The 19,148-nt window shown below is 62.9% G+C and carries 23 protein-coding genes; 16 read left to right on the top strand and 7 right to left on the bottom strand.

Annotated features, from left to right (window positions below; translation table 11 throughout):
• Positions 1 to 35: 35 nt before the first annotated feature.
• The gene (locus AC0YKC_RS08360) at positions 36 to 725 is read right to left on the bottom strand and encodes a hypothetical protein (protein WP_488510757.1); all 690 of its coding nucleotides are present in this window, start codon (positions 723 to 725) and stop codon (positions 36 to 38) included.
• Between the two features lie 89 nt (positions 726 to 814).
• The gene (locus tag AC0YKC_RS08355) at positions 815 to 2,389 is read right to left on the bottom strand and encodes a trimethylamine methyltransferase family protein (RefSeq protein WP_320295321.1); all 1,575 of its coding nucleotides are present in this window, start codon (positions 2,387 to 2,389) and stop codon (positions 815 to 817) included.
• Between the two features lie 270 nt (positions 2,390 to 2,659).
• On the opposite strand from AC0YKC_RS08355, the gene AC0YKC_RS08350 reads away from it, so the two are divergent.
• On the top strand, positions 2,660 to 3,358 hold the full coding sequence (locus AC0YKC_RS08350; RefSeq protein ID WP_320295320.1) for a corrinoid protein: 699 nt from the start codon (positions 2,660 to 2,662) through the stop codon (positions 3,356 to 3,358).
• 85 nt (positions 3,359 to 3,443) lie between these two features.
• Here the strand turns inward: AC0YKC_RS08350 and AC0YKC_RS08345 are convergent, their stop codons facing one another.
• Positions 3,444 to 3,578, bottom strand: coding sequence for an entericidin A/B family lipoprotein (locus tag AC0YKC_RS08345; protein WP_041003961.1), 135 nt, complete (start codon positions 3,576 to 3,578; stop codon positions 3,444 to 3,446).
• A 53-nt stretch (positions 3,579 to 3,631) separates the two neighbouring features.
• Here AC0YKC_RS08345 and AC0YKC_RS08340 point away from each other — a divergent pair, with 53 nt between their 5' ends.
• A complete protein-coding gene (locus AC0YKC_RS08340) occupies positions 3,632 to 4,264 on the top strand; it encodes a DUF1638 domain-containing protein (RefSeq protein ID WP_488510756.1) in 633 nt (210 codons plus the stop codon).
• A gap of 12 nt (positions 4,265 to 4,276) precedes the next feature.
• Here the strand turns inward: AC0YKC_RS08340 and AC0YKC_RS08335 are convergent, their stop codons facing one another.
• Entirely contained in the window at positions 4,277 to 5,188 is a 912-nt protein-coding gene (locus AC0YKC_RS08335; protein WP_488510755.1) for an NAD-dependent epimerase/dehydratase family protein, read from the bottom strand.
• 126 nt (positions 5,189 to 5,314) lie between these two features.
• Between AC0YKC_RS08335 and AC0YKC_RS08330 the strand changes: the two genes are divergently transcribed.
• From AC0YKC_RS08330 to AC0YKC_RS08305, 6 genes are all read left to right on the top strand, one after another.
• Positions 5,315 to 5,890, top strand: coding sequence for a DUF4893 domain-containing protein (locus AC0YKC_RS08330; RefSeq protein ID WP_488510754.1), 576 nt, complete (start codon positions 5,315 to 5,317; stop codon positions 5,888 to 5,890).
• Between the two features lie 93 nt (positions 5,891 to 5,983).
• Entirely contained in the window at positions 5,984 to 6,766 is a 783-nt protein-coding gene (locus AC0YKC_RS08325) for a formyl transferase (RefSeq protein ID WP_488510753.1), read from the top strand.
• A 134-nt stretch (positions 6,767 to 6,900) separates the two neighbouring features.
• Complete coding sequence (locus AC0YKC_RS08320; protein ID WP_320295315.1) at positions 6,901 to 7,203, top strand: virulence factor; 303 nt, start codon at positions 6,901 to 6,903, stop codon at positions 7,201 to 7,203.
• A complete protein-coding gene (locus AC0YKC_RS08315; RefSeq protein ID WP_488510752.1) occupies positions 7,196 to 7,786 on the top strand; it encodes a methylenetetrahydrofolate reductase C-terminal domain-containing protein in 591 nt (196 codons plus the stop codon). The genes AC0YKC_RS08320 and AC0YKC_RS08315 overlap by 8 nt, the downstream gene beginning before the upstream one ends.
• The gene (locus AC0YKC_RS08310) at positions 7,783 to 8,874 is read left to right on the top strand and encodes a methylenetetrahydrofolate reductase (RefSeq protein WP_320295313.1); all 1,092 of its coding nucleotides are present in this window, start codon (positions 7,783 to 7,785) and stop codon (positions 8,872 to 8,874) included. Before AC0YKC_RS08315 ends, AC0YKC_RS08310 begins: the two co-directional genes overlap by 4 nt.
• Positions 8,875 to 9,016: 142 nt before the next feature.
• Entirely contained in the window at positions 9,017 to 9,991 is a 975-nt protein-coding gene (locus tag AC0YKC_RS08305; protein ID WP_320295312.1) for a methyltetrahydrofolate cobalamin methyltransferase, read from the top strand.
• A gap of 79 nt (positions 9,992 to 10,070) precedes the next feature.
• Here the strand turns inward: AC0YKC_RS08305 and AC0YKC_RS08300 are convergent, their stop codons facing one another.
• Entirely contained in the window at positions 10,071 to 10,313 is a 243-nt protein-coding gene (locus AC0YKC_RS08300) for a hypothetical protein (RefSeq protein WP_320295311.1), read from the bottom strand.
• Between the two features lie 89 nt (positions 10,314 to 10,402).
• On the opposite strand from AC0YKC_RS08300, the gene AC0YKC_RS08295 reads away from it, so the two are divergent.
• Positions 10,403 to 12,472, top strand: a complete 2,070-nt coding sequence (locus AC0YKC_RS08295; RefSeq protein ID WP_320295310.1) for an ASKHA domain-containing protein — start codon at positions 10,403 to 10,405, stop codon at positions 12,470 to 12,472.
• Between the two features lie 10 nt (positions 12,473 to 12,482).
• Here the strand turns inward: AC0YKC_RS08295 and AC0YKC_RS08290 are convergent, their stop codons facing one another.
• On the bottom strand, positions 12,483 to 13,505 hold the full coding sequence (locus AC0YKC_RS08290) for an acyltransferase family protein (protein WP_488510751.1): 1,023 nt from the start codon (positions 13,503 to 13,505) through the stop codon (positions 12,483 to 12,485).
• A gap of 294 nt (positions 13,506 to 13,799) precedes the next feature.
• Here AC0YKC_RS08290 and AC0YKC_RS08285 point away from each other — a divergent pair, with 294 nt between their 5' ends.
• Together AC0YKC_RS08285 and AC0YKC_RS08280 are read left to right on the top strand one after the other, a co-directional pair.
• A complete protein-coding gene (locus AC0YKC_RS08285) occupies positions 13,800 to 13,985 on the top strand; it encodes a hypothetical protein (protein WP_095765549.1) in 186 nt (61 codons plus the stop codon).
• Between the two features lie 288 nt (positions 13,986 to 14,273).
• The gene (locus AC0YKC_RS08280) at positions 14,274 to 15,236 is read left to right on the top strand and encodes an alpha/beta hydrolase (RefSeq protein ID WP_488510750.1); all 963 of its coding nucleotides are present in this window, start codon (positions 14,274 to 14,276) and stop codon (positions 15,234 to 15,236) included.
• Position 15,237: 1 nt separating this feature from the next.
• Here AC0YKC_RS08280 and AC0YKC_RS08275 read toward each other — a convergent pair whose 3' ends face one another.
• Complete coding sequence (locus tag AC0YKC_RS08275) at positions 15,238 to 16,137, bottom strand: LysR substrate-binding domain-containing protein (protein WP_040981895.1); 900 nt, start codon at positions 16,135 to 16,137, stop codon at positions 15,238 to 15,240.
• A 221-nt stretch (positions 16,138 to 16,358) separates the two neighbouring features.
• Here AC0YKC_RS08275 and AC0YKC_RS08270 point away from each other — a divergent pair, with 221 nt between their 5' ends.
• From AC0YKC_RS08270 to AC0YKC_RS08250, 5 genes are all read left to right on the top strand, one after another.
• Positions 16,359 to 16,544: a hypothetical protein gene (locus AC0YKC_RS08270; RefSeq protein ID WP_320295307.1), complete on the top strand. Its 186-nt coding sequence runs from the start codon at positions 16,359 to 16,361 to the stop codon at positions 16,542 to 16,544.
• A gap of 350 nt (positions 16,545 to 16,894) precedes the next feature.
• Entirely contained in the window at positions 16,895 to 17,029 is a 135-nt protein-coding gene (locus AC0YKC_RS08265) for a hypothetical protein (RefSeq protein WP_112099240.1), read from the top strand.
• A 337-nt stretch (positions 17,030 to 17,366) separates the two neighbouring features.
• Complete coding sequence (locus tag AC0YKC_RS08260; protein ID WP_263482302.1) at positions 17,367 to 18,305, top strand: GlxA family transcriptional regulator; 939 nt, start codon at positions 17,367 to 17,369, stop codon at positions 18,303 to 18,305.
• 63 nt (positions 18,306 to 18,368) lie between these two features.
• Positions 18,369 to 18,659: a type II toxin-antitoxin system TacA family antitoxin gene (locus AC0YKC_RS08255; protein WP_434723209.1), complete on the top strand. Its 291-nt coding sequence runs from the start codon at positions 18,369 to 18,371 to the stop codon at positions 18,657 to 18,659.
• A complete protein-coding gene (locus tag AC0YKC_RS08250) occupies positions 18,656 to 19,147 on the top strand; it encodes a GNAT family N-acetyltransferase (protein ID WP_434723210.1) in 492 nt (163 codons plus the stop codon). The genes AC0YKC_RS08255 and AC0YKC_RS08250 overlap by 4 nt, the downstream gene beginning before the upstream one ends.
• The last annotated feature ends 1 nt before the right edge of the window (position 19,148 follow it).

Raw genomic sequence — 19,148 nt, 5'->3', positions numbered from 1 at the left:
AGGCTGTTCAAGATTTCGTGCGGCCGCCCGGCCCCTTAGAGCCGCGCGAAAGCCGCCATGTGAAAAGCCTGCGCCTCCGGCGGATAGCGATAGTCTGTACCAAAAGGGCAGGCGTTGCGGTCGAGGCAGCCACCGCTTCGGCACGGCTCGCCACGGGGGCCTCGAACATGGCCGAGACAGGCTTCATGGGCAAAGCCCTGCCCGGAATAGGCGTCGACCGGACAGGATTTCAGGCAGGGTTTTTCGACACATATGTCGCAAAGATGAATGGCCACGTCAGCATCGGGTAGCGGAATCTCATCCTCGAACAGCAAGGCGCCGCGATAGGCATGCCAGAGCCCGTATGTGGGATGCATGAGGATGCTGAGCGGTGACGGCTTCAGCCCTTCCGCCCTCATCGCCCATTGCTGGAACGGCAGATAAGGCCGGTCGGAAGGCGATACCGCGCGAGCGCCACGGCCTTGCGCGACCGCGCCGATCACCTCGCGCGACCAGGTGTCGAGCGGATTGGCGATGTCCCTCGCCTGCTGTCCCAGCCAACGCTGAAAATGCGGCCAAGGCGCCGCGCCCGCCTGCCCGACCAGCAGCACCGATTTGGCCGGGGCGCCGGAGGGTCCGGCCGGTGCAACCTGATCGCCGCCAAAGCTGAAACCGCCGCGAAGGATCAGACCGCTGGCCGCGAGCGCGGCCGCAATCTCCTCGACCGCGCCGCGGGAAAAAGTCATCCCTTCCGGTCCGGGTCGGAGAACGCGCTCCGCCAGACTTCCTTGTGAATGATGTTGGCGACTTTAGCCCGGCCTGACTCGGGCTCCTTTCACGTGAAGGCGTCGGCCATCGAGCCCTTCTTCTTGGCGATGAAGTCCTTCAGCGCCTCGTCGATGGCCGGATCGAGATGCGGCGCCTCGTAGCTTTCCAGCCAGCGGCGAGCGAGCTCGTTGGCGCGCTGCGGCGCGGTCTTCTCGCCTTCGGCCAGCCACTGCTCGTAGGAATTGTTGTCGGCGATGTTGGAGCGATAGAAGGCCGTCTGGAAATTCGCCTGCGTGTGGTCGCAGCCGAGATAATGGCTGCCCGGACCGACCTGGCGGATCGCGTCCATCGCTTGGCCGTTTTCCGACAGGTCGACGCCCTCGGCAAACTTCTGCTGCATGCCGAGCTGGTCGATATCCATCATGAATTTTTCGTAGCAGGAGGCGAGACCGCCCTCGAGCCAGCCGGCCGAATGCAGCACGAAATTGGTGCCGGCGAGGATCGTCGAGTTGAGCGTGTTGGCGCTCTCGTAAGCCGCCTGCGCGTCCGGAACCTTCGAGGCGCAGAGCGAGCCGCCGGTGCGGAACGGCAGGCCGAGCCGGCGCGCGAGCTGCGCGGCGCCGTAGGAGACCAGCGACGGCTCCGGCGTGCCGAAGGTCGGCGCGCCGGACTGCATCGAGATCGACGAGGCGAAGGTGCCGAACAGCACCGGCGCACCGGGCCTGATCAGCTGCGTGAACGAGGCGCCGGCGAGCACCTCGGCCAGCACCTGCGTCAGCGTGCCGGCGACCGTCACCGGGCTCATCGCGCCGGCCAGGATGAAGGGCGTGACGATGCAGGCCTGGTTGTGGCGCGAATAGACCTTCAGCGCGCCGAGCATGGTCTCGTCGAACACCATCGGCGAGTTGGCGTTGATCAGGCTGGTCAGCACCGTGTTGTTCTCGACGAAGTCGTCGCCGAACACCAGCTTGGCCATCGCCACCGTGTCCTCGGCCCGCTCCGGCGCCGTCACCGAACCCATGAAAGGTTTGTCGGAATAACGGATGTGGCTGTAGATCATGTCGAGGTGGCGCTTGTTGACCGGCACGTCGACCGGCTCGCACACCGTGCCGCCCGAATGGTGGATCGACGGCGCCATATAGGCGAGCTTCACGAAATTCTGGAAATCCTCGATCGTCGCATAGCGGCGGTTGCCGTCGAGGTCACGCACGAAGGGCGGGCCGTAGACCGGTGCGAATACGGTCGCATTGCCGCCGATCTGAACCGAGCGCTCCGGGTTGCGCGCATGCTGGGTGTAGATCGAGGGCGCGGTCTTCAAGAGCGAGCGGCAGAGGCCCTTGGGGAAGTGCACGCGCTCGCCTTTGACGTCGGCGCCTGCTTCCTTCCACAGCGCCAGCGCTTCGGCGTCGTCGCGGAAGATGATGCCGATTTCTTCAAGCACCGTGTCGGTGTTCTTCTCGATCAGCGCCAGGCCTTCCTCGTTGAGGACCTCATAGACGTTGATCTTGCGCTTGATGTAGGTGAGCTGCGTGCCCGGACCGCCGCCCGAACGGGCCGCCCGGCGCGCCGCAGCGCCGCCGCTGGCGCCGCGTCCGCGCCGTCCGCCCGACGCTTCCTGCTCGACTGCCGCGTTATCGCTCATGATCGTTCTTCCTATAACTGGCCTGAATTGGCTGGAGCGGCCCATCGTCGCCGCTTCTTGCCGGATCGTAGCCATGCACCCTATTGGAAACGGCCAGCCAGCGCCAACGCCTGTCGCAAAATCGACAAGAAAAGCGCCAATTTTTCAGTCGCTTTCCTTTTGCGGGAAGTCGCAAATCAGCTATGGCTAGCTTGCCCTCGCGGGTTAGGTATTGGCGCATCGATTTTTAGGCTGCCGCAGTCATTCCGAGCAGCAAGGAGCCCGAGAAAAATGTCCGACGACGAGATCATCCTTTCCGAGCTTTCCGACGAGGAACTCGTGCAGCAGATGCATGACGACCTCTATGATGGTCTGAAGGAAGAGATCGAGGAAGGTACACGAATCCTGCTCGAGCGCGGCTGGGCGCCTTACAAGGTGCTGACCGAGGCGCTGGTCGAAGGCATGCGCATCGTCGGTGAGGATTTCCGCGACGGCATCCTGTTCGTTCCCGAAGTGCTATTGTCCGCCAACGCGATGAAGGCCGGCATGTTCATACTGCGCCCGCTGCTCGCCGCCACCGGCGCGCCGAAGCAGGGCAAGATGGTGATCGGCACCGTCAAGGGCGACATCCACGACATCGGCAAGAACCTTGTCGGCATGATGATGGAAGGCGCCGGCTTCGACGTCATCGACCTCGGCATCAACAATGCGGTCGAGAAATATCTCGACGCGATCGAGCAGCACCAGCCCGACATCATCGGCATGTCGGCGCTGCTCACCACCACCATGCCTTACATGAAGGTGGTCATCGACACGATGAAGGAAAAGGGCATCCGCGACGATTATGTCGTCCTGGTCGGCGGCGCGCCTCTCAACGAGGAATTCGGCAAGGCCGTCGGCGCCGATGCCTATTGCCGCGACGCGGCGGTGGCCGTCGAGACCGCCAAGGACTACATGAAGCGCAAACACAACGTTCGCGCTTCCGCCTGACCCAAGGCATCAGGATGGATCGACAGGAAAAGCCGCGCCTTGCAGCGCGGCTTTTTTGTTCCCAGATGATGGATGAGGCTGCTGATCAGTTGACCGTGTCTTTGACCGCCCTAGCCGTCGATTTGACGTCCTTGCCGACGCCCCGGATGGTGTTGGCGCAGGCGGTGAGTGCAAGCGCGCAGGCCAGGATGGCGATCGGCGCGATGCGTAGCAGTTTCATGGACGGTGTCTCCCTCGACAGATATTAAGCCCCGCAGCGAAAGCCGGCCCGACTTGGTCAAGACGCAAAAAACGGAACCGAATCAAACAGACAGGCTGCTCGTCATCGCCTGCGGGATGATTGCGCGCGAAGTTTTGGCCGTCAAGCAACAGCTAAAGCTCGACCATCTCGAGCTGACCTGCCTGCCGGCCGAGTTCCACTTCTATCCGGACCGCATCGCGCCGGCGATGGACAAGGCGATCGAAAAGGCCAAGACCGAAGGCTACCGGCACATCTTCGTCGGCTATGCCGATTGCGGCACGGGCGGCCTGCTCGACCGCGTCATCGAGAAGCACGGCGTCGAGCGCATGGCCGGGCCGCATTGCTTCGCCTTCTACCAGGGCATGGACGCCTACGCGAAGGTCGCCGACGACGACATGATGTCGTTCTACATGACCGACTTCCTCTGCCGCCAGTTCGAGGCCTTCTTCATCAAGCCGCTCGGCCTCGACAGGCATCCCGAGCTGATCAAGGACTATTTCGGCAACTACGAGAAGCTGATCTATCTCGCCCAGACCGACGATCTGGAGCTCGACAAGGTCGCCGAGAAGGCAGCGGCCATGCTCGGCCTCGCCTATGAGCGCCGCTCGACCGGCTATGGCGACCTGACCGTGGAACTGGCGCGGGCGGCACAGGGCGCTGCCTGAGAAGGTCGGTTTTCACGCCTCGTCCAGCGCGGCAAGCACATCGGCAAAACTCGTCCTGCAAACGAAGCCCAGCTTCTCCCTCGCCCGCGTCGGATCGTAGACGCGGTCGATCGAGGAGAACATCGTCCAGCCCTTCCGCGCATAGAGCCGGGGATAATCCGGGAAATAGCGCGCGACGATCGCCGGCGCGTCGGTGATCAGCTCGGCGCAATCCTCCGGTTTGAACGGCGTCGGCGCCGAGACGATGAAGACGTCGAAACCCAGGCTCGGAGCCTTCTCCAACGCCGCCACATGGGCTTCCGCCGCGTCCTCCACCGTCAGCCGCCGGAACAGCAACTCGTTCGCCTTGGTGTTTGCATCGGACTGCTCGATGGCATGCGCCATGTCGTCCGCTTCGGGGAAGAAGCGTGCCGTGCGCAGCACCACCACCGGCAGTCCGTGCTCGATATGGTAGAGGCGGCAGAGATGCTCGGCTGAAAGCTTGGTTACGCCATAGATGTTGCGCGGCTCCGGCGACATCTCCTCCGTCAGCCAGGCCGCCTTGCGCGCACCACCCTGAAAACCGGCGCGGATCGCCTGCGAGATCATGAGCGACGTCGTCGAGGTGAAGACGAAGCGCTGGACGCCATATTCGATGGCCGCATCGAGCAGATTGAGCGTGCCTTGCACATTCGTCGCCACGAAGGCTGTATTCTCATGATGCTCGATATTCGGCTTATGCAGCGCGCCGCTGTGAATGATGGCCTCGATGCTGTGCTCGCGGACAGTCTTCAGGACAAGATCGCGATCCGCGATCGAGCCGACGACCTGCGTGCGCGCCGAGGCAACCGGATCAAGGCCGATGATTTCATGGCCGAGTGCTTCGAGCCTTGGCCCGAGCGCGCTTCCCAACCAGCCGGACGATCCCGTGAGCAAGATCCGCATCGATCGAACCACCATTTTTCCAAGCTGCCGTTGTTAAGCACGGATGACAGACGATCGCGAACCGGTAAGTTGTGCGCCAGTGATAGAAAGAAGTTTGTTCCAGCCATTGATTGAGGAAACACGTTCATGATGCCTCGCCTGCTTCTTGCCGCCCTCGGCCTCATCGCCCTCACCTTGCCCGCCCATGCCGACGGCGAAGTGCAGAAGCTGATCACCGCTGCCGACAAGGCGCGGCTGGATAAGTATGGCGAAACGCGCAAGGCGGCTCTCGAAGAGGCAAAGGCCGGCAATCCGACGGAGGTCAAGCAATTGGATGAACTGCTCGCCAAACCTCTCGTCGCCTTCTCCGACAAGGACCTGACGGGCAGCTGGAAATGCCGCACCATCAAGGCGGGCGGCTTGAGCCCGCTCGTCATCTACGGCTGGTTCAAGTGTAAGGTGACCGACGACGGCTCCGGCTGGCGGCTTGCCAAGATCAGCGGCTCGCAACGCACCGCCGGCCGCTTCTTCGACGACGGCGACAAGCGCGCCATCTATCTCGGCTCGTTCTCGGTCAATGACGACAAGGCCAAGTCCTATGGCAGCGGCCCCGAAAGCGACCAGGTCGGCTACGCCTTCCGCAACAGCGCCACCGAATGGCGCATCGAATTCCCCGCGCCCTATTACGAATCGAAGCTCGACATCATGGAATTCAAGCGCTGAACCGGACCTTCGACGCCGGCTGAAACGCCTTCGGCACACCAAGGATTAACCCGCCCCGCATAGCATGCGCCCGTTTTGGAGCGGGTGCTGGCCATGGCGGCGTCGGAATCGAATACGCGACCGGTCGTGGTCGTCACCGAAGGTGGCCCGCATATCTGGGCCATCGTCAACGCGCTTGCCGATCGCGTCGGCCCTGTCAGCGTCGTCCTTGAATCCCCTGAATCCAAAAAGCGTTTGCTGCGCGGCCGCGCGCGGCGCCAGGGCTGGGTTTCGGCGATCGGCCAGCTCGGCACCATGGTGCTGACGAGGCTCGGTAAGCGCTTCCTGGCCGGCCATGCCGAGCGACTGATCGCCGAGGAGAAGCTCGATACCGAGCCGCGGCAAGGCCAGACGATCATCCATGTGCCTTCAGCCAACGGGCCGCAATGTCTCGACGCGGTCGCCAGGATCAACCCTGGCGTGGTGCTGCTTGCCGGCTGCAGGCTGCTGTCGAAGGATACGCTGGCAAGAATGCCTTGCCCCGTGCTCAACTACCATGCCGGCATCGCGCCGAAATATCGCGGCATGAATGGCGGCTACTGGGCGCTGGCCTCCGGCGATCGGGGGAATTTCGGCACCACCGTGCATCTCGTCGATGCCGGCGTCGACACCGGCGGCGTGCTCAAGCAGGCGCGCGGCAAGCCCAAGACGGGCGACACCATCGCCAGCTACGCGCTGCGGCAGGCCGCGTTTTCGCGCGATATCTGCGTCGAGGCGGTCGGCAATGCACTGGCCGGCAGGCTGGAAACAATCGATCCCGGCCTGCCGTCGAAGCAGTGGTATCACCCGACGATCTGGTTCTATCTCTGGACGGGCCTGACCAAGCGCGTCTGGTAGTCAGCCGGCCACAGATTTCAGCATTCGCTTTGCGTCATCGGCAGCGTCGCTTTTGAAGGCGCGCGCGTCGTCCCATAACAAGCGGCCTCATGGCGCTTGCGGCAATGCTCGCATCATCAAGGAGCAAGAGTTTCATGGCCGATCTGATCGTCGTCTATTGGCGCGACATCCCCGCCCAGGTCATCGTCAAGAAAGGCCGGCAGAACGCCAAGCGCGAGCTGCCGCTGCGCTTCACCGAGGCGATCGACATGTGCGCCATGCGCACCGGCGCCGGCGGCACCGACGACTATCTGGCCGAATGGCGCAAGGCCGAGCCGGTCCCGGTCGGCGACGACATCGAGGCCGAGGTCGAAAAGGCTTTCCAGGAACTCGACGCGAAATATGACCGCGAGCGACTGGTCGCTCTGGTCAAGGCTGGCGGGAAAGAAAATGTCTGAGAAGCAGCCGACGGTCACTCAGGCCACTTTGGTCAAGAAGGCGGCGCCGAAATCCGACTACAAGCCTGCCGACGTGTCTCCGCAGCGGCGCGTCCAGCGCACGTTTGCCGTAAGACTGTGGTCCATCCGCCATTCGCGACTGCTGGAATGGTTCTACAGTAGGTTCGCCGACGTCTTCCTGCTTCTGCATCCGCTGTGGAAAGGCATCGGCTACGGCCGCGTCGAAGCCCCGGTGAAGTTTGTCGAGAAGCGCGTCAAGGGCTTCATGTTCGACTGCCGCATGTGCGGCCAGTGCGTGCTTTCCTCCACCGGCATGTCATGCCCGATGAACTGCCCCAAGCAGTTGCGCAACGGCCCGTGCGGCGGCGTGCGCGCCAACGGCAATTGCGAGGTCGAGCCGGACATGCCTTGCGTCTGGGTCATGGCCTGGGAAGGTTCGCGCAACATGGTGCATGGCGACAAGATCCTGACCGTGCAGAAGCCGGTCGACCAGTCGCTGCGCGAAACCTCGGCGTGGCTGCGGGTGACCGCGCAGTCCGCCGCCGCGCGTGAAACGGCCCAGAACCCCGGAGCTTCGGCATGAACGCCCGCCAGCTCGACGAGAATCCGGCCGGCATCCATTTGCCGCTCGATCCCCTCCCCGGCCACACGTCGCGTGGCCGGCTGGAGCGCGTGCTGCGCCGCGGCGAATTCGCGGTGACGACCGAGCTCAACCCGCCCGACAGCGCCGATCCCGAAGACGTCTACAACCGGGCCAAGATCTTCGACGGCTGGGTCGACGCCATCAACGCGGTCGACGCCTCGGGCGCCAACTGCCACATGTCCTCGGTCGGCATCTGCGCGCTGCTCACCCGCATGGGCTACGCGCCGATCATGCAGATCGCCTGCCGCGACAAGAACCGCATCGCCATCCAGGGCGACGTGCTGGGCGGCGCCGCGATGGGCGTCGCCAACATGCTGTGCCTCACCGGCGACGGCGTCCAGGCCGGCGACCAGCCGGGTGCCAAGCCAGTCTTCGACCTCGATTCCATGTCGCTGCTCGAAACCATCCGCATCATGCGCGACAACGGCAAGTTCCTGTCCGGCCGCAAGCTGACGACGCCGCCTCAGGTCTTCCTCGGCTGCGCGGTCAATCCTTTCGCGCCGCCTTACGACTTCCGCCCGATCCATCTCGGCAAAAAGATCGCTGCCGGCGCCCAGTTCGCGCAGACGCAGTACTGTTTCGATGTGCCGATGTTCAAAACCTTCATGCAGAAGGCCCGCGACCTCGGCCATACCGAAAAGCTCTTCCTGCTCTGCGGTGTCGGTCCGCTCGCCTCCGCCAAGACGGCGAAATGGATCCGCTCCAACGTGCCCGGCATCCACATCCCCGATGCGGTGATCAAGCGGCTGGAAGGCGCGCAGGACCAGAAGAAGGAAGGCAAGCAGCTCTGCATCGACATCATCAACGAGGTGAAGGAAATTCCGGGCGTCGCCGGCATCCATGTGATGGCCTACCGCCAGGAGGAGTATGTCGCCGAGATCGTCGATGAATCCGGCGTGCTGAAAGGCCGCCAGCCCTGGCAACGGGAGATCCGCCGCGACGACCAGATCGTCGCCGAGCGGCTCGACCACATACTGCACGACGAGATTACCGAAACCCAGGTGGATATGGTGAAGACCGCGCATTGATGTATGTCGCCCAGAAGTGGGAACCGGTTTTGGGACAACGTCATACATTTACTTAGAGTCTAAGGCGCTGCCTGCACCCATCCGCTTGAACCAAATCAGATAACGATATAAAGAACTCTTTATATCCCGACGGAGAGATCGCATGACCCGCACCATCGTCGCCTCGGCGACCCGAGAAATCGTCATCGGCTTCGATCAGCCCTTCTGCGTGATCGGCGAACGCATCAACCCGACCGGCCGCAAGAAGCTCGCCGCCGAAATGGTGGCCGGCAACTTCGAGACCGTCATCAAGGACGCGCTGGAACAGGCCGCCTGCGGCGCCACCATGCTCGACGTCAATGCCGGCGTCACCTCGGTCAACCCGAATGAGACGGAGCCGGGCCTGCTGGTTCAGACGCTGGAGATCGTGCAGGGACTGGTCGATCTGCCGCTGTCGATCGACTCTTCCGTCAGCGCCGCGATCGAGGCTGGACTGAGGGTCGCCAAGGGCCGCCCGCTGGTCAACTCCGTCACCGGCGAGGAAGAGAAGCTCGAGGCCATCCTGCCGCTCGTCAAGAAGTACAATGTCCCGGTCGTCGCCATCTCCAACGACGAGACCGGCATTTCGATGGATCCGGATGTCCGTTTCGCCGTGGCCAAGAAGATCGTCCAGCGCTGCGCCGATTTCGGCATTCCCGCGCATGACGTCGTCGTCGACCCGCTGGTGATGCCGATCGGCGCGCTGGGTGATGCCGGCCGCCAGGTGTTCGCGCTGCTGCGCCGGCTGCGCGAAGAGCTCAAGGTCAACACCACTTGCGGCCTCTCCAACATCTCCTTCGGCCTGCCGCACCGCCACGGCATCAACGCCGCCTTCATCCCGATGGTGATCGGCGCCGGCATGACCTCGGCAATCATGAACCCGGTCCGTCCGCAGGAAATGGAAGCCGTGCGCGGCGCCAATGTGCTGAACGGCACCGACGAGAACTGCACCAACTGGATCCGCACCTACAAGGACTACAAACCGGCCGAAGGCGGCCAGGCCGTCGCGGCTCCGACCGCGGTCAACGCGCCGGGCGAAGGCGGGGCCAATGGCGGACGCCGCCGCGGCGGCCGTGAAGCCCGCATGGCCAGGGGATAAGCGCGCAACCGTGAGCCGCACCGCAAACAAGGCTGATCCGATCGCATCGTGGATGCGGTCGGACAGCTCTGCTTTGCGTTCAGGCCATGCCCAATATGGCGTCGAACAGCGCCATTCCCGCCCAGGATCCAAAAATGCCCGTCACGCCGCCGACGATGAAATCATCGTCATAGGCGGGCCAGTATGCGTGCAGCACCAGAGCTCCGACGATCGCGCCGAGAATCCCGGTGGCCAGGTATTGCGGATTGCGCAGCCACGAGCCCTTGATCACGCGCACCATGGTGAACGCGGTGAAGACGGCGGAGAGCAGCAGATCCGACATGGTTGGCCCCTGGACCAGCAGACTCTCCACCCAACAGTAAAACGATCCGTTAAACGGCATTTGCAATTGCCATCGAGACACGTGCCAGCATGAATCCTCCCCCCAACATCACCGATCCGCTCGTGCTGTTCATGCCGTCGGGCAAGCGCGGCCGGTTTCCCGTTGGAACGCCGGTGCTCGATGCCGCGCGCCAGCTCGGCGTCTATGTCGAAAGCGTGTGCGGCGGCCGGGCCACTTGCGGGCGCTGCCAGATCGAAGTGCAGGAAGGCAATTTCGCCAAGCACAAGATCGTCTCGTCCAACGACCACATCTCGCCCAAGGGCGCCAAGGAAGAGCGTTACGAGCGCGTGCGCGGCCTGCCTGAGCGGCGTCGCCTCTCCTGCTCGGCGCAGATCCTCGGCGACCTCGTCATCGACGTGCCGCAGGACACGGTCATCAATGCCCAGACCATCCGCAAGGACGCCGACACCAGGGTGATCGCCCGCGATACGGCGATCCGCATGTGCTATGTCGAGATCGAAGAGCCCGACATGCACAAGCCCCTCGGCGACCTCGACCGGCTCAAGATCGCCCTGATGAAGGATTGGGGCCTCAAGAACCTCGAATTCGACTTCTATCTCATGCCGCAGGTGCAGGGCATCCTGCGCAAGGGCAACTGGGCCGCGACCGCCGCCATCCACAAGGATGCCGACAGCGACATCGCGCGCGTCATCGCGCTGTGGCCCGGCCTTAAGAACGAGGCATACGGCCTCGCCTGCGACATCGGTTCGACCACCATTGCCATGCATTTGGTGTCGCTGCTGTCGGGCCGCGTCGCCGCGTCCTCCGGCACCTCCAATCCGCAGATCCGCTTCGGCGAGGATCTGATGAGCCGCGTCTCCTATGTGATGATGAATCCGGACGGCCGCGAGGGCATGACGGTTGCCGTGCGCGAGGCGGTTTCCGGCCTCGTCGACAAGGTCTGCGCCGAAGGCAATGTCCAGCGCGCCGACATTTTGGATTCCGTCTTCGTCGGTAATCCGATCATGCACCATTTGTTCCTCGGCATCGATCCGACCGAGCTCGGCGGCGCGCCCTTCGCGCTGGCCGTCTCCGGCGCGGTGCGCATCAAGGCCTCCGATATCGGCTTGAAGCTGAACCAGGGTGCGCGTCTTTACATGCTGCCCTGCATTGCCGGCCATGTCGGCGCCGACGCGGCCGCCGTCACCTTGTCGGAAGGCCCGCATCGCCAGGACGAGATGATGCTGATCGTCGACGTCGGCACCAATGCTGAAATCGTGCTCGGCAACTCGACGCGCGTCGTCGCCGCCTCCTCGCCCACCGGCCCGGCCTTCGAAGGCGCGGAAATCTCCGGCGGTCAGCGCGCCGCGCCCGGCGCCATCGAGCGCGTGCGCATCGATCCGGACACTCTGGAACCGAAATACCGCGTCATCGGCTCGGAACTGTGGTCCGACGAACCGGGCTTCATCGACAGCGTGCAGGCGACCGGCGTCACCGGCATCTGCGGCTCCGGCATCATCGAGGTGGTGGCCGAGATGTATCTCGCCGGCATCATTTCCGAAGACGGCGTCGTCGACGGCTCGCTCGGCATGCGCTCGCCGCGCATCGTGGCGAACGGCCGCACCTTCTCCTATGTGCTGAAGGAGGGCGAGCCGAAGATCACCATCACCCAAAACGACGTGCGCGCCATCCAGCTTGCCAAGGCGGCGCTTTATGCCGGCACCAAGCTGCTGATGGAAAAGCAGCACACTGACCATGTCGACCGTATCCATTTCGCCGGCGCCTTCGGCTCCTTCATCGATCCGAAATACGCCATGGTGCTCGGCCTGATCCCGGATTGCGACTTGGACAAGGTCTCGGCGGTCGGCAACGCCGCCGGCGCCGGCGCGCGCATGGCGCTGCTCAATCGTGGTTATCGGCGCGAGATCGAGGAGACGGTGAGCCGAATCGAGAAGATCGAGACGGCGCTGGAACCGAAATTCCAGGAGCACTTCGTCTACGCCATGGCGTTGCCGAACAAGGTCGATCCGTTCCCGAAGCTGGCGGCGGCGGTGAAGCTGCCGCCGCGCAAGGCGATGAGCGAGGACGGCACCGCCGGCGACGCCACGCCGCGCCGGCGCTCGCGCGAGGAGCGCGCGGCACGGCGCGGCCGCGACTAATTTTGCGACATCATTCCGCGGCCCCTGCGACCGCGGCCTTGCTTGCCTTGACGGCGCCCTTGGCACGTTGCGGGTGCAGCAGCCCGTTCAACGGCTTTTCGACCACCAGATAGAGCGCCGCCGAGAACGCGAGCGTGACGACCAGGATCGTTGCTGGCTGCAAGACCGCCGGGAGGCCGGCCCTCAGGACGACACCCGTCGCCAGGACACCGACCACGACATGCCATAGGTAGATCGAATAGGACGCATCGCCGAGAAAGCTGGGCAAGGAAGCGGGCTTGAACGGTCGCGCCCGCTCGGCAAAAACCGCGCCCGCCACGATGAGCGTAGCCGGAAGCCCCCAGCACAACGCGCGAGCCATGCCCGCGTCGAACAGCGGACTGGCCGCAAGAAGCAGAAATCCCACGCCAACCATCGCCAGCGCCACCCCGAGCGGGAGCCTGGCGCCCCGGAGCCACAAGTGCCCCACGACGACGCCGGTCGAGAACTCGAGCACGACCGGATCGGTGAAGGCGCGTGCGTATCCCGCGGGCAGGACGAAATGCAGCGCGACGACGGCAACAAGGGCGCCCATGAGAACGCCGAACCGCCAGCGCTCCCCTAGGAACAGGGCCAGGGTGAAGACGACATAGAACATCATCTCATAGCAAAGCGTCCAACCCTGTATGACGATGGGATGCGGCGCCCCCTCCTGCAGGACCGGCAGGAAGAACAGCGAGCCGACGAAATTCGCCACGCTGAAGAAATGGCCATAGAAGAACTGCGGCTTGATCAGGATGCCAGCCGCGGTCAGCAGCGTGACGATCCAGTAGAGCGGCACGATGCGGGTGATCCGGCGCCTCATGAAACGCCAGGGGTCCGCCGGCTTGCCGGCCGTCGTCACCCACATGATGAAGCCGCTGATGACGAAGAAGACGTCGACGCCGGCTGCTCCGACGTTGAACGGGCCGCCGAACTGTTCGCTGACATGGAAGCACACCACCGCGCATGCGGCGAGGCCCCGCAGATATTGAATACTGTGGATGCTGGTCACGATGCTCGGGTCCCAATCGAGCTACGCTGCAGTGCATGCAGTCGATATCGCATTGCACAATAACAATGCAGCAGTCCGTTGCTGTCAACCCGCGGATAGCCTCTATTGGGATGGAAGCCGGAATGCTCGCCGGCTCAATTCGTTTGTATGCAAATGTTTCCAATTCGCGCGATCCTGAAACCGAAACGCGGTTTTCGCGAAATCGATCCGATACATGCGTGGGCGATTTAACCGGACATCGAACGGCGGCTACGGATAACCCTCCGCCGCCGCTGGTCTTCAAGGGAGATGAAAATGTCGATGTACGATAACCTCAGCCGCTTCGGCGTGACCATCAGGCAGGCTCATGCCAGGAACAAGGCGATCCGCGCGCTGAACAGCCTGCCGGCGCATGTCCAGAAGGATATCGGCTGGCCGGCTTCGCCGCCGAGCGATCCGCAGGCAGCCCTTCATGCGCTGCTTCTGGGCACGCCGCGCTGATGACCTTCGCCGACAAATGCAAACTACTCGGCAAGCGCCGGGGCCGCGACGCGGCCTTGGCGACCGGCGACAACAAATTGCGCGCGGCGCTGCTACTGAAGCGGCGCTAGAGCAATTCCAGGAAAAGTGTGACGCGGTTTTCCGTCCGGAATTGCTCAAACAAGAAACTGGCACCATCGGATCACGCCAATGTGCCAGCGGCGAAACCTTGAAATTTTTAACTGACATACAATGTTCGGAGAACGGGGGAATTCTCTTAGTCGGCTCCGCCTAGATCCGTGTATCCGTATGCCCAGTTTGAAAAGCCATCTCGTTTCATTCGTTCTGCGGCACAGCCGCAAGAAGGCGTTTTCCAGTCCCGAGAACCTGCAGCGCTGGATCGCCTACGCCCGCAAGACCGAGGACTATCATCCGCCTGCCTTGCTTAAGGGGCGGCTGGACATCACCGAGACCGACGTGGACGGCTTTCCCGTCTACGAGATCGCCCCGAGAACGGGCGAAAGCCGGCGCATCCTTTACATGCATGGCGGCGCCTATGTTTTTCAGATCACGTCCTACCACTGGGGGCTGATCGGCGAGATGGCCGAGCGTCTCGGTTTCGGCATCACCGTGCCGATCTATCCCATCGCGCCCGAGCATGATTTCCATGACATGTTCGGCATGGTCGGCGACGTCTACCGGCGCATGCTCGAAGACACCGACGCCGAGGACATCGTCTTCATGGGCGATTCCGCCGGCGGCAACATGGCCGTCGTGCTGACCATGATGGCGGCCGAGGAAGGCCTGCCTTCGCCATCGCGTCACGTGCTTATCTCGCCCGGCCTCGACATGTCGCTGTCCAATCCGGAAGTGTTCGAGGCCGAGCGCAACGATCCCTGGCTGGGCATCCCCGGCGGACTGGAAGCGATCCGCCTCTACAGCGCCGGCATCGACCGTTCCGACTGGCGCATCAGCCCACTTTACGGCGATCTCTCGGTGCTGCCGAAGACGCTGCTGCTCACCGGCTCGCGCGATCTGCTCAGCCCTGACAACCTGATCTTCGCCGAACGCGCGCGCGCCGCCGGCGTCGAGGTCGACGTCGTCTATGAGGAGGGCATGTTCCACGTCTGGCCGCTGATCGAGATGCCGGAGGCGCGCCGCGCGCGCGACAGCATCGTCAACTTTCTTGCAAGCCCGGCACCGCGCCGGGCTCGGGCGGGACGCAGGACAAAAGCCGCTTTCGCGGGCCGCCCCGCGCCGGCTGCCGAATAGCTTAGAACTTGCCGGTTTCGCGGAACAGCTCGAACGTCGCGCGGATATGGTCGGCGACGGCCTTCACCGGCGCGCTGGCGTCCGGCGCCACCACCATGGCGAGATTGTAGGTGCCGATCTCCGGCATGCCGTCCTTGGCGCCCAGCGAGACCATCTCGTCGCCGAGGAACGACTTCGGCAGCGGCGCCACCGCAAGATCCGCCATGATGGCGGCGCGCTGGCCGGCCGTGTGGGCGCTCATATAGGCGATGCGGTAGTTGCGGCCCTCGCGGCCAAGCGCTTCCAGGGCCCCTGCCCGCCATGCGCAACCTTCTTCCCATAGCGACACCGGCAGCGGCTCGCGCAGATGCGCGCAGCCGCCCTTGGCGCCCGCCCACACGATCGGCTCGGTCAAGAGCACCTCGGCGCCGATCGCGCTGGTCTTGTAGGAATTGGTGAGCAGCGTGATGTCGAGCGCACGGTCGTCCATGCGGCGGCGCAGATTGATGCTCTGGTCGATCGTGACGTCGACGGCGATCGACGGGTGCGACTGAGCAAAACGCTTCAGCACGTGCGGCAGCACGCGCTCGCCATAATCATCCGGGGAGCCGAGCCGCACCACGCCGACAATGTCGGGGATGATGAACTTCGACACCACTTCGCGGTTGATCGACAACAGCCGGCGCGCATAGCCGAGCAGCATTTCGCCATCCGTGGTCAGCGTTACCGAGCGCGCGTCGCGCGCGAAGACGGAACGGCCGAGGATGTCCTCCAGCTTCTTGATCTGCATGGAGACGGCCGACGGCGTGCGGAACACAGCGTTGGCGGCGGTGGTGAAGCTGCCCGTCTCGGCAATCGCCACGAAAGTGCGCAGCACGTCGAGATCAAGCAACGGCAAAGGATGATTGAGCGGGGCGTTCATGGCATCTTGCCTTCAATTTTTCTGATGCAATCCATCATTCCATTTCGTTTGATTGAACATCACTCCAGGCGCATAGTCAACTCGATCGATGCAGGATGCTGCCAAAAGCAGCCATGAAACGACCCTGACGCAGTCCTGCAAATCGACATGAAATGAAGCTGAAACAGACCTGACTTAACGCAAATGACGGGCGCCTCCCTGCCCGCATCGAGGAGAAAGAAATGTCTATCCTGTCGTCCATCGGTCGGCTTGCGACCGAATTCAGCGCGGCCCGCGCCCGCTACCAGACCGAACGCGCCATCCATGCGCTGCCGTTCGAACTGCAGAAGGATATCGGCTGGCCGGAAGCCGCCGATGCCAAGACCGGCTTGCGCTTCGGTGTCGGAAGCTGGGCCGGAGCGAAGTAATCACGTGTGTATGGAGTTCTGAAGGCCTGCCGCCTCAGTTCGGCAGGCCTTTTTGTTTGTCTCGGGTCTTTTTTATTTGCATTCAAACGACTTTTGCAGCCATGCGGCAGCTGCATGACGCATATGAACCACCCGCATAGCGGGTTAACAAGCCGATTAAAGCCCTGTAAATAATGGGAAATCTTGGGCAAGCTGCCCAAAAATGTCGCAAACCATGTCGCTTTTCATATCAAGCGCTTCGTATTTGCGATTTAGTTTTTGCTGAAGCGAGCCTATATGAGCGTCAGCAAACGAGCTGCCCCACTCCTTAAGCGAAGGCGACCCGTCTGAGCAACCAAATGGAGATGATGATGAAGCTCTTTGCCCGCCTGTTCGCCCGCCGCGAAATGAACCTGACGACCGCTTTGGAGCGTCAGCGCCTCGCCAAGACCATGCCTGGCCAGACCGGCGCCGTGGCCGCTGCCCGTCTCGGCTTCATTGCCTGAGACGATCCGACATGCTGAATTCGACGCCGCCCGGCTCCGCCGAGGCGGCGTTTTCATTGAGAGCAACCGTCGCGAAACGACAAAACGCCTGATGCGCAGGCTCTCGTCGCCCATGCAGCGACGTGCTGTGGTTGCACGAATTGCCCATTTGCGACCCGTGTCGCAAATTTAATCTTCACTTAGCCGCCTACCCGATTGACAGGAATGGTTTTTCCTGTTGTCGCTATGCTGTTCGCGACATCCTGTTCGCGTCATGGCTGCGTGAGGTTTCCCCGTGAATGCCGTAAAGCATGCGATCAAGAGATCGTTTGTATTCTTCCTCATTCCCGATTTCACCATGATCGCCTTCGCGACGGCGCTCGATCCGCTGCGCTCGGCCAACCGGATGCTCGGCTATGAAGCCTATCGTTGGCGGCTGGCCAGCATAGACGGCAAGCCGGTGCGCGCTTCGAACGGCGTCGAATGCGCCGTCAACACCTCGCTCGAGGAAGAGCGCAAGAAGATGGCCGGGCCGGATCGGCCGAACATGGCGATCGTTTGCAGCGGCATTAATGTCGAGCGCTACCACAACAAGTCGGCCTTCGCCTGGCTGCGCGAGGAGTATAATCGCGGCGTCGCCGTCGGCGGCCTGTGCACCGGCGCGCATATCCTGGCCGCAGCCGGTCTCTTGTCCAACAAGCGCTGCGCCATCCATTGGGAGAACCTGCCGGGCTTCTCCGAGGCATTCCCGAAGGCCAATGTGTTTGCCGACCTCTTCGAGGTCGATCAGAACGTCTACACCTGTGCCGGCGGCACCGCCGCGCTCGACATGATGCTGAAGCTGATCGGCGACGATTTTGACGAGAGCCTCGTCAACCGCGTCTGCGAGCAGGTACTGACCGACCGCGTGCGCAGCCCGACCGACCGCCAGCGCCTGCCGCTGCGCGCCCGCCTCGGCGTGCAGAATTCCAAGGTGCTGACCATCATCGAGTTGATGGAGGCCAACCTTGCCGAGCCGCTGTCGCTGATCGAGATCGCCGACCATGTCGATCTGTCGCGCCGGCAGATCGAACGCCTGTTCCGCACCGAGATGGGCCGCTCGCCCGCCCGTTACTATCTGGAGATCCGGCTCGACCGCGCCAGGCACCTGCTCATCCAGTCGTCGCTGCCGGTGGTCGAAGTGGCGGTCGCCTGCGGTTTCGTCTCCGCCTCGCATTTCTCCAAATGCTACCGCGAGCTCTATGCCCGTTCGCCGCAGCAGGAGCGCGTCGACCGCAAGCAGCTCTTGGCTGCCTGACCAATTTCGGAAATGTCATGACATTGTCTGGCGAGCATGATACCTCTATATGAGGAGGTGGCCATGACAACCAGAACAAATCGATCTGAAAAGCTGGATCTACGCCTTACTGCGGAGGCGAAGCGCATTCTTGCTACCGCGGCCGCGGCCGAACGCCGCTCGCTCAGTGACTTCGTCCTTGAAAGTGCGCTGGGGCGGGCCGAAGAAACATTGGCGGACCGGCGTACTTTCCACCTTGATGCAGAAAAATGGGCTGCCTTCATCTCTGCCCTTGACGCTCCGACGCGAGACCTTCCGCGCCTCAAGCGCCTACTGAGCGAACCGAGCATCTTTTCCAGCCGTAGTCCGGCGTGAGCCAGTTCCGTATCGAGAAGCTGGCCCGCAGCCACGCGGTTGAGAAGTTCGATTGCGGCGAACAACCACTAAACCGCTTTCTCACCCGGTATGCATTTCAGAACCAGCAAGCCAACGCGTCGCAGACCTATATTGGCCTCTCCAGTGAGGACGTAATCGGCTTTTATACGCTGGTCGTCGGCGAAGTCGCCTATGACGATGCACCCGAGCGTTTGAAAAAGGGCCTCGCCCGTTATCCAGTGCCGATAATGTTGCTGGCGCGACTCGCCGTCAGCCTGGACTGGCAGGGCAGAGGCGTCGGTGCAGGGCTGTTGCGCGATGCGATTCTGCGCAGCTTGCAGGCAGCTGACATAGCGGGCATCCGGGCCATGACAGTGCATGCCAAGGACGACAGCGCTCGGGCCTTCTACGAACGCTACGGCTTCATCCAGTCGCCGACAGATCCCCTGCACCTCTACGTGCTTATTAAGGACCTGAGGAGTCTTTAAG

This window comes from Mesorhizobium sp. CNPSo 4661 (assembly GCF_057784215.1).
Note: the sequence above shows the minus strand (reverse complement) of the source record. Positions and strands in the feature narration are given on the sequence as shown.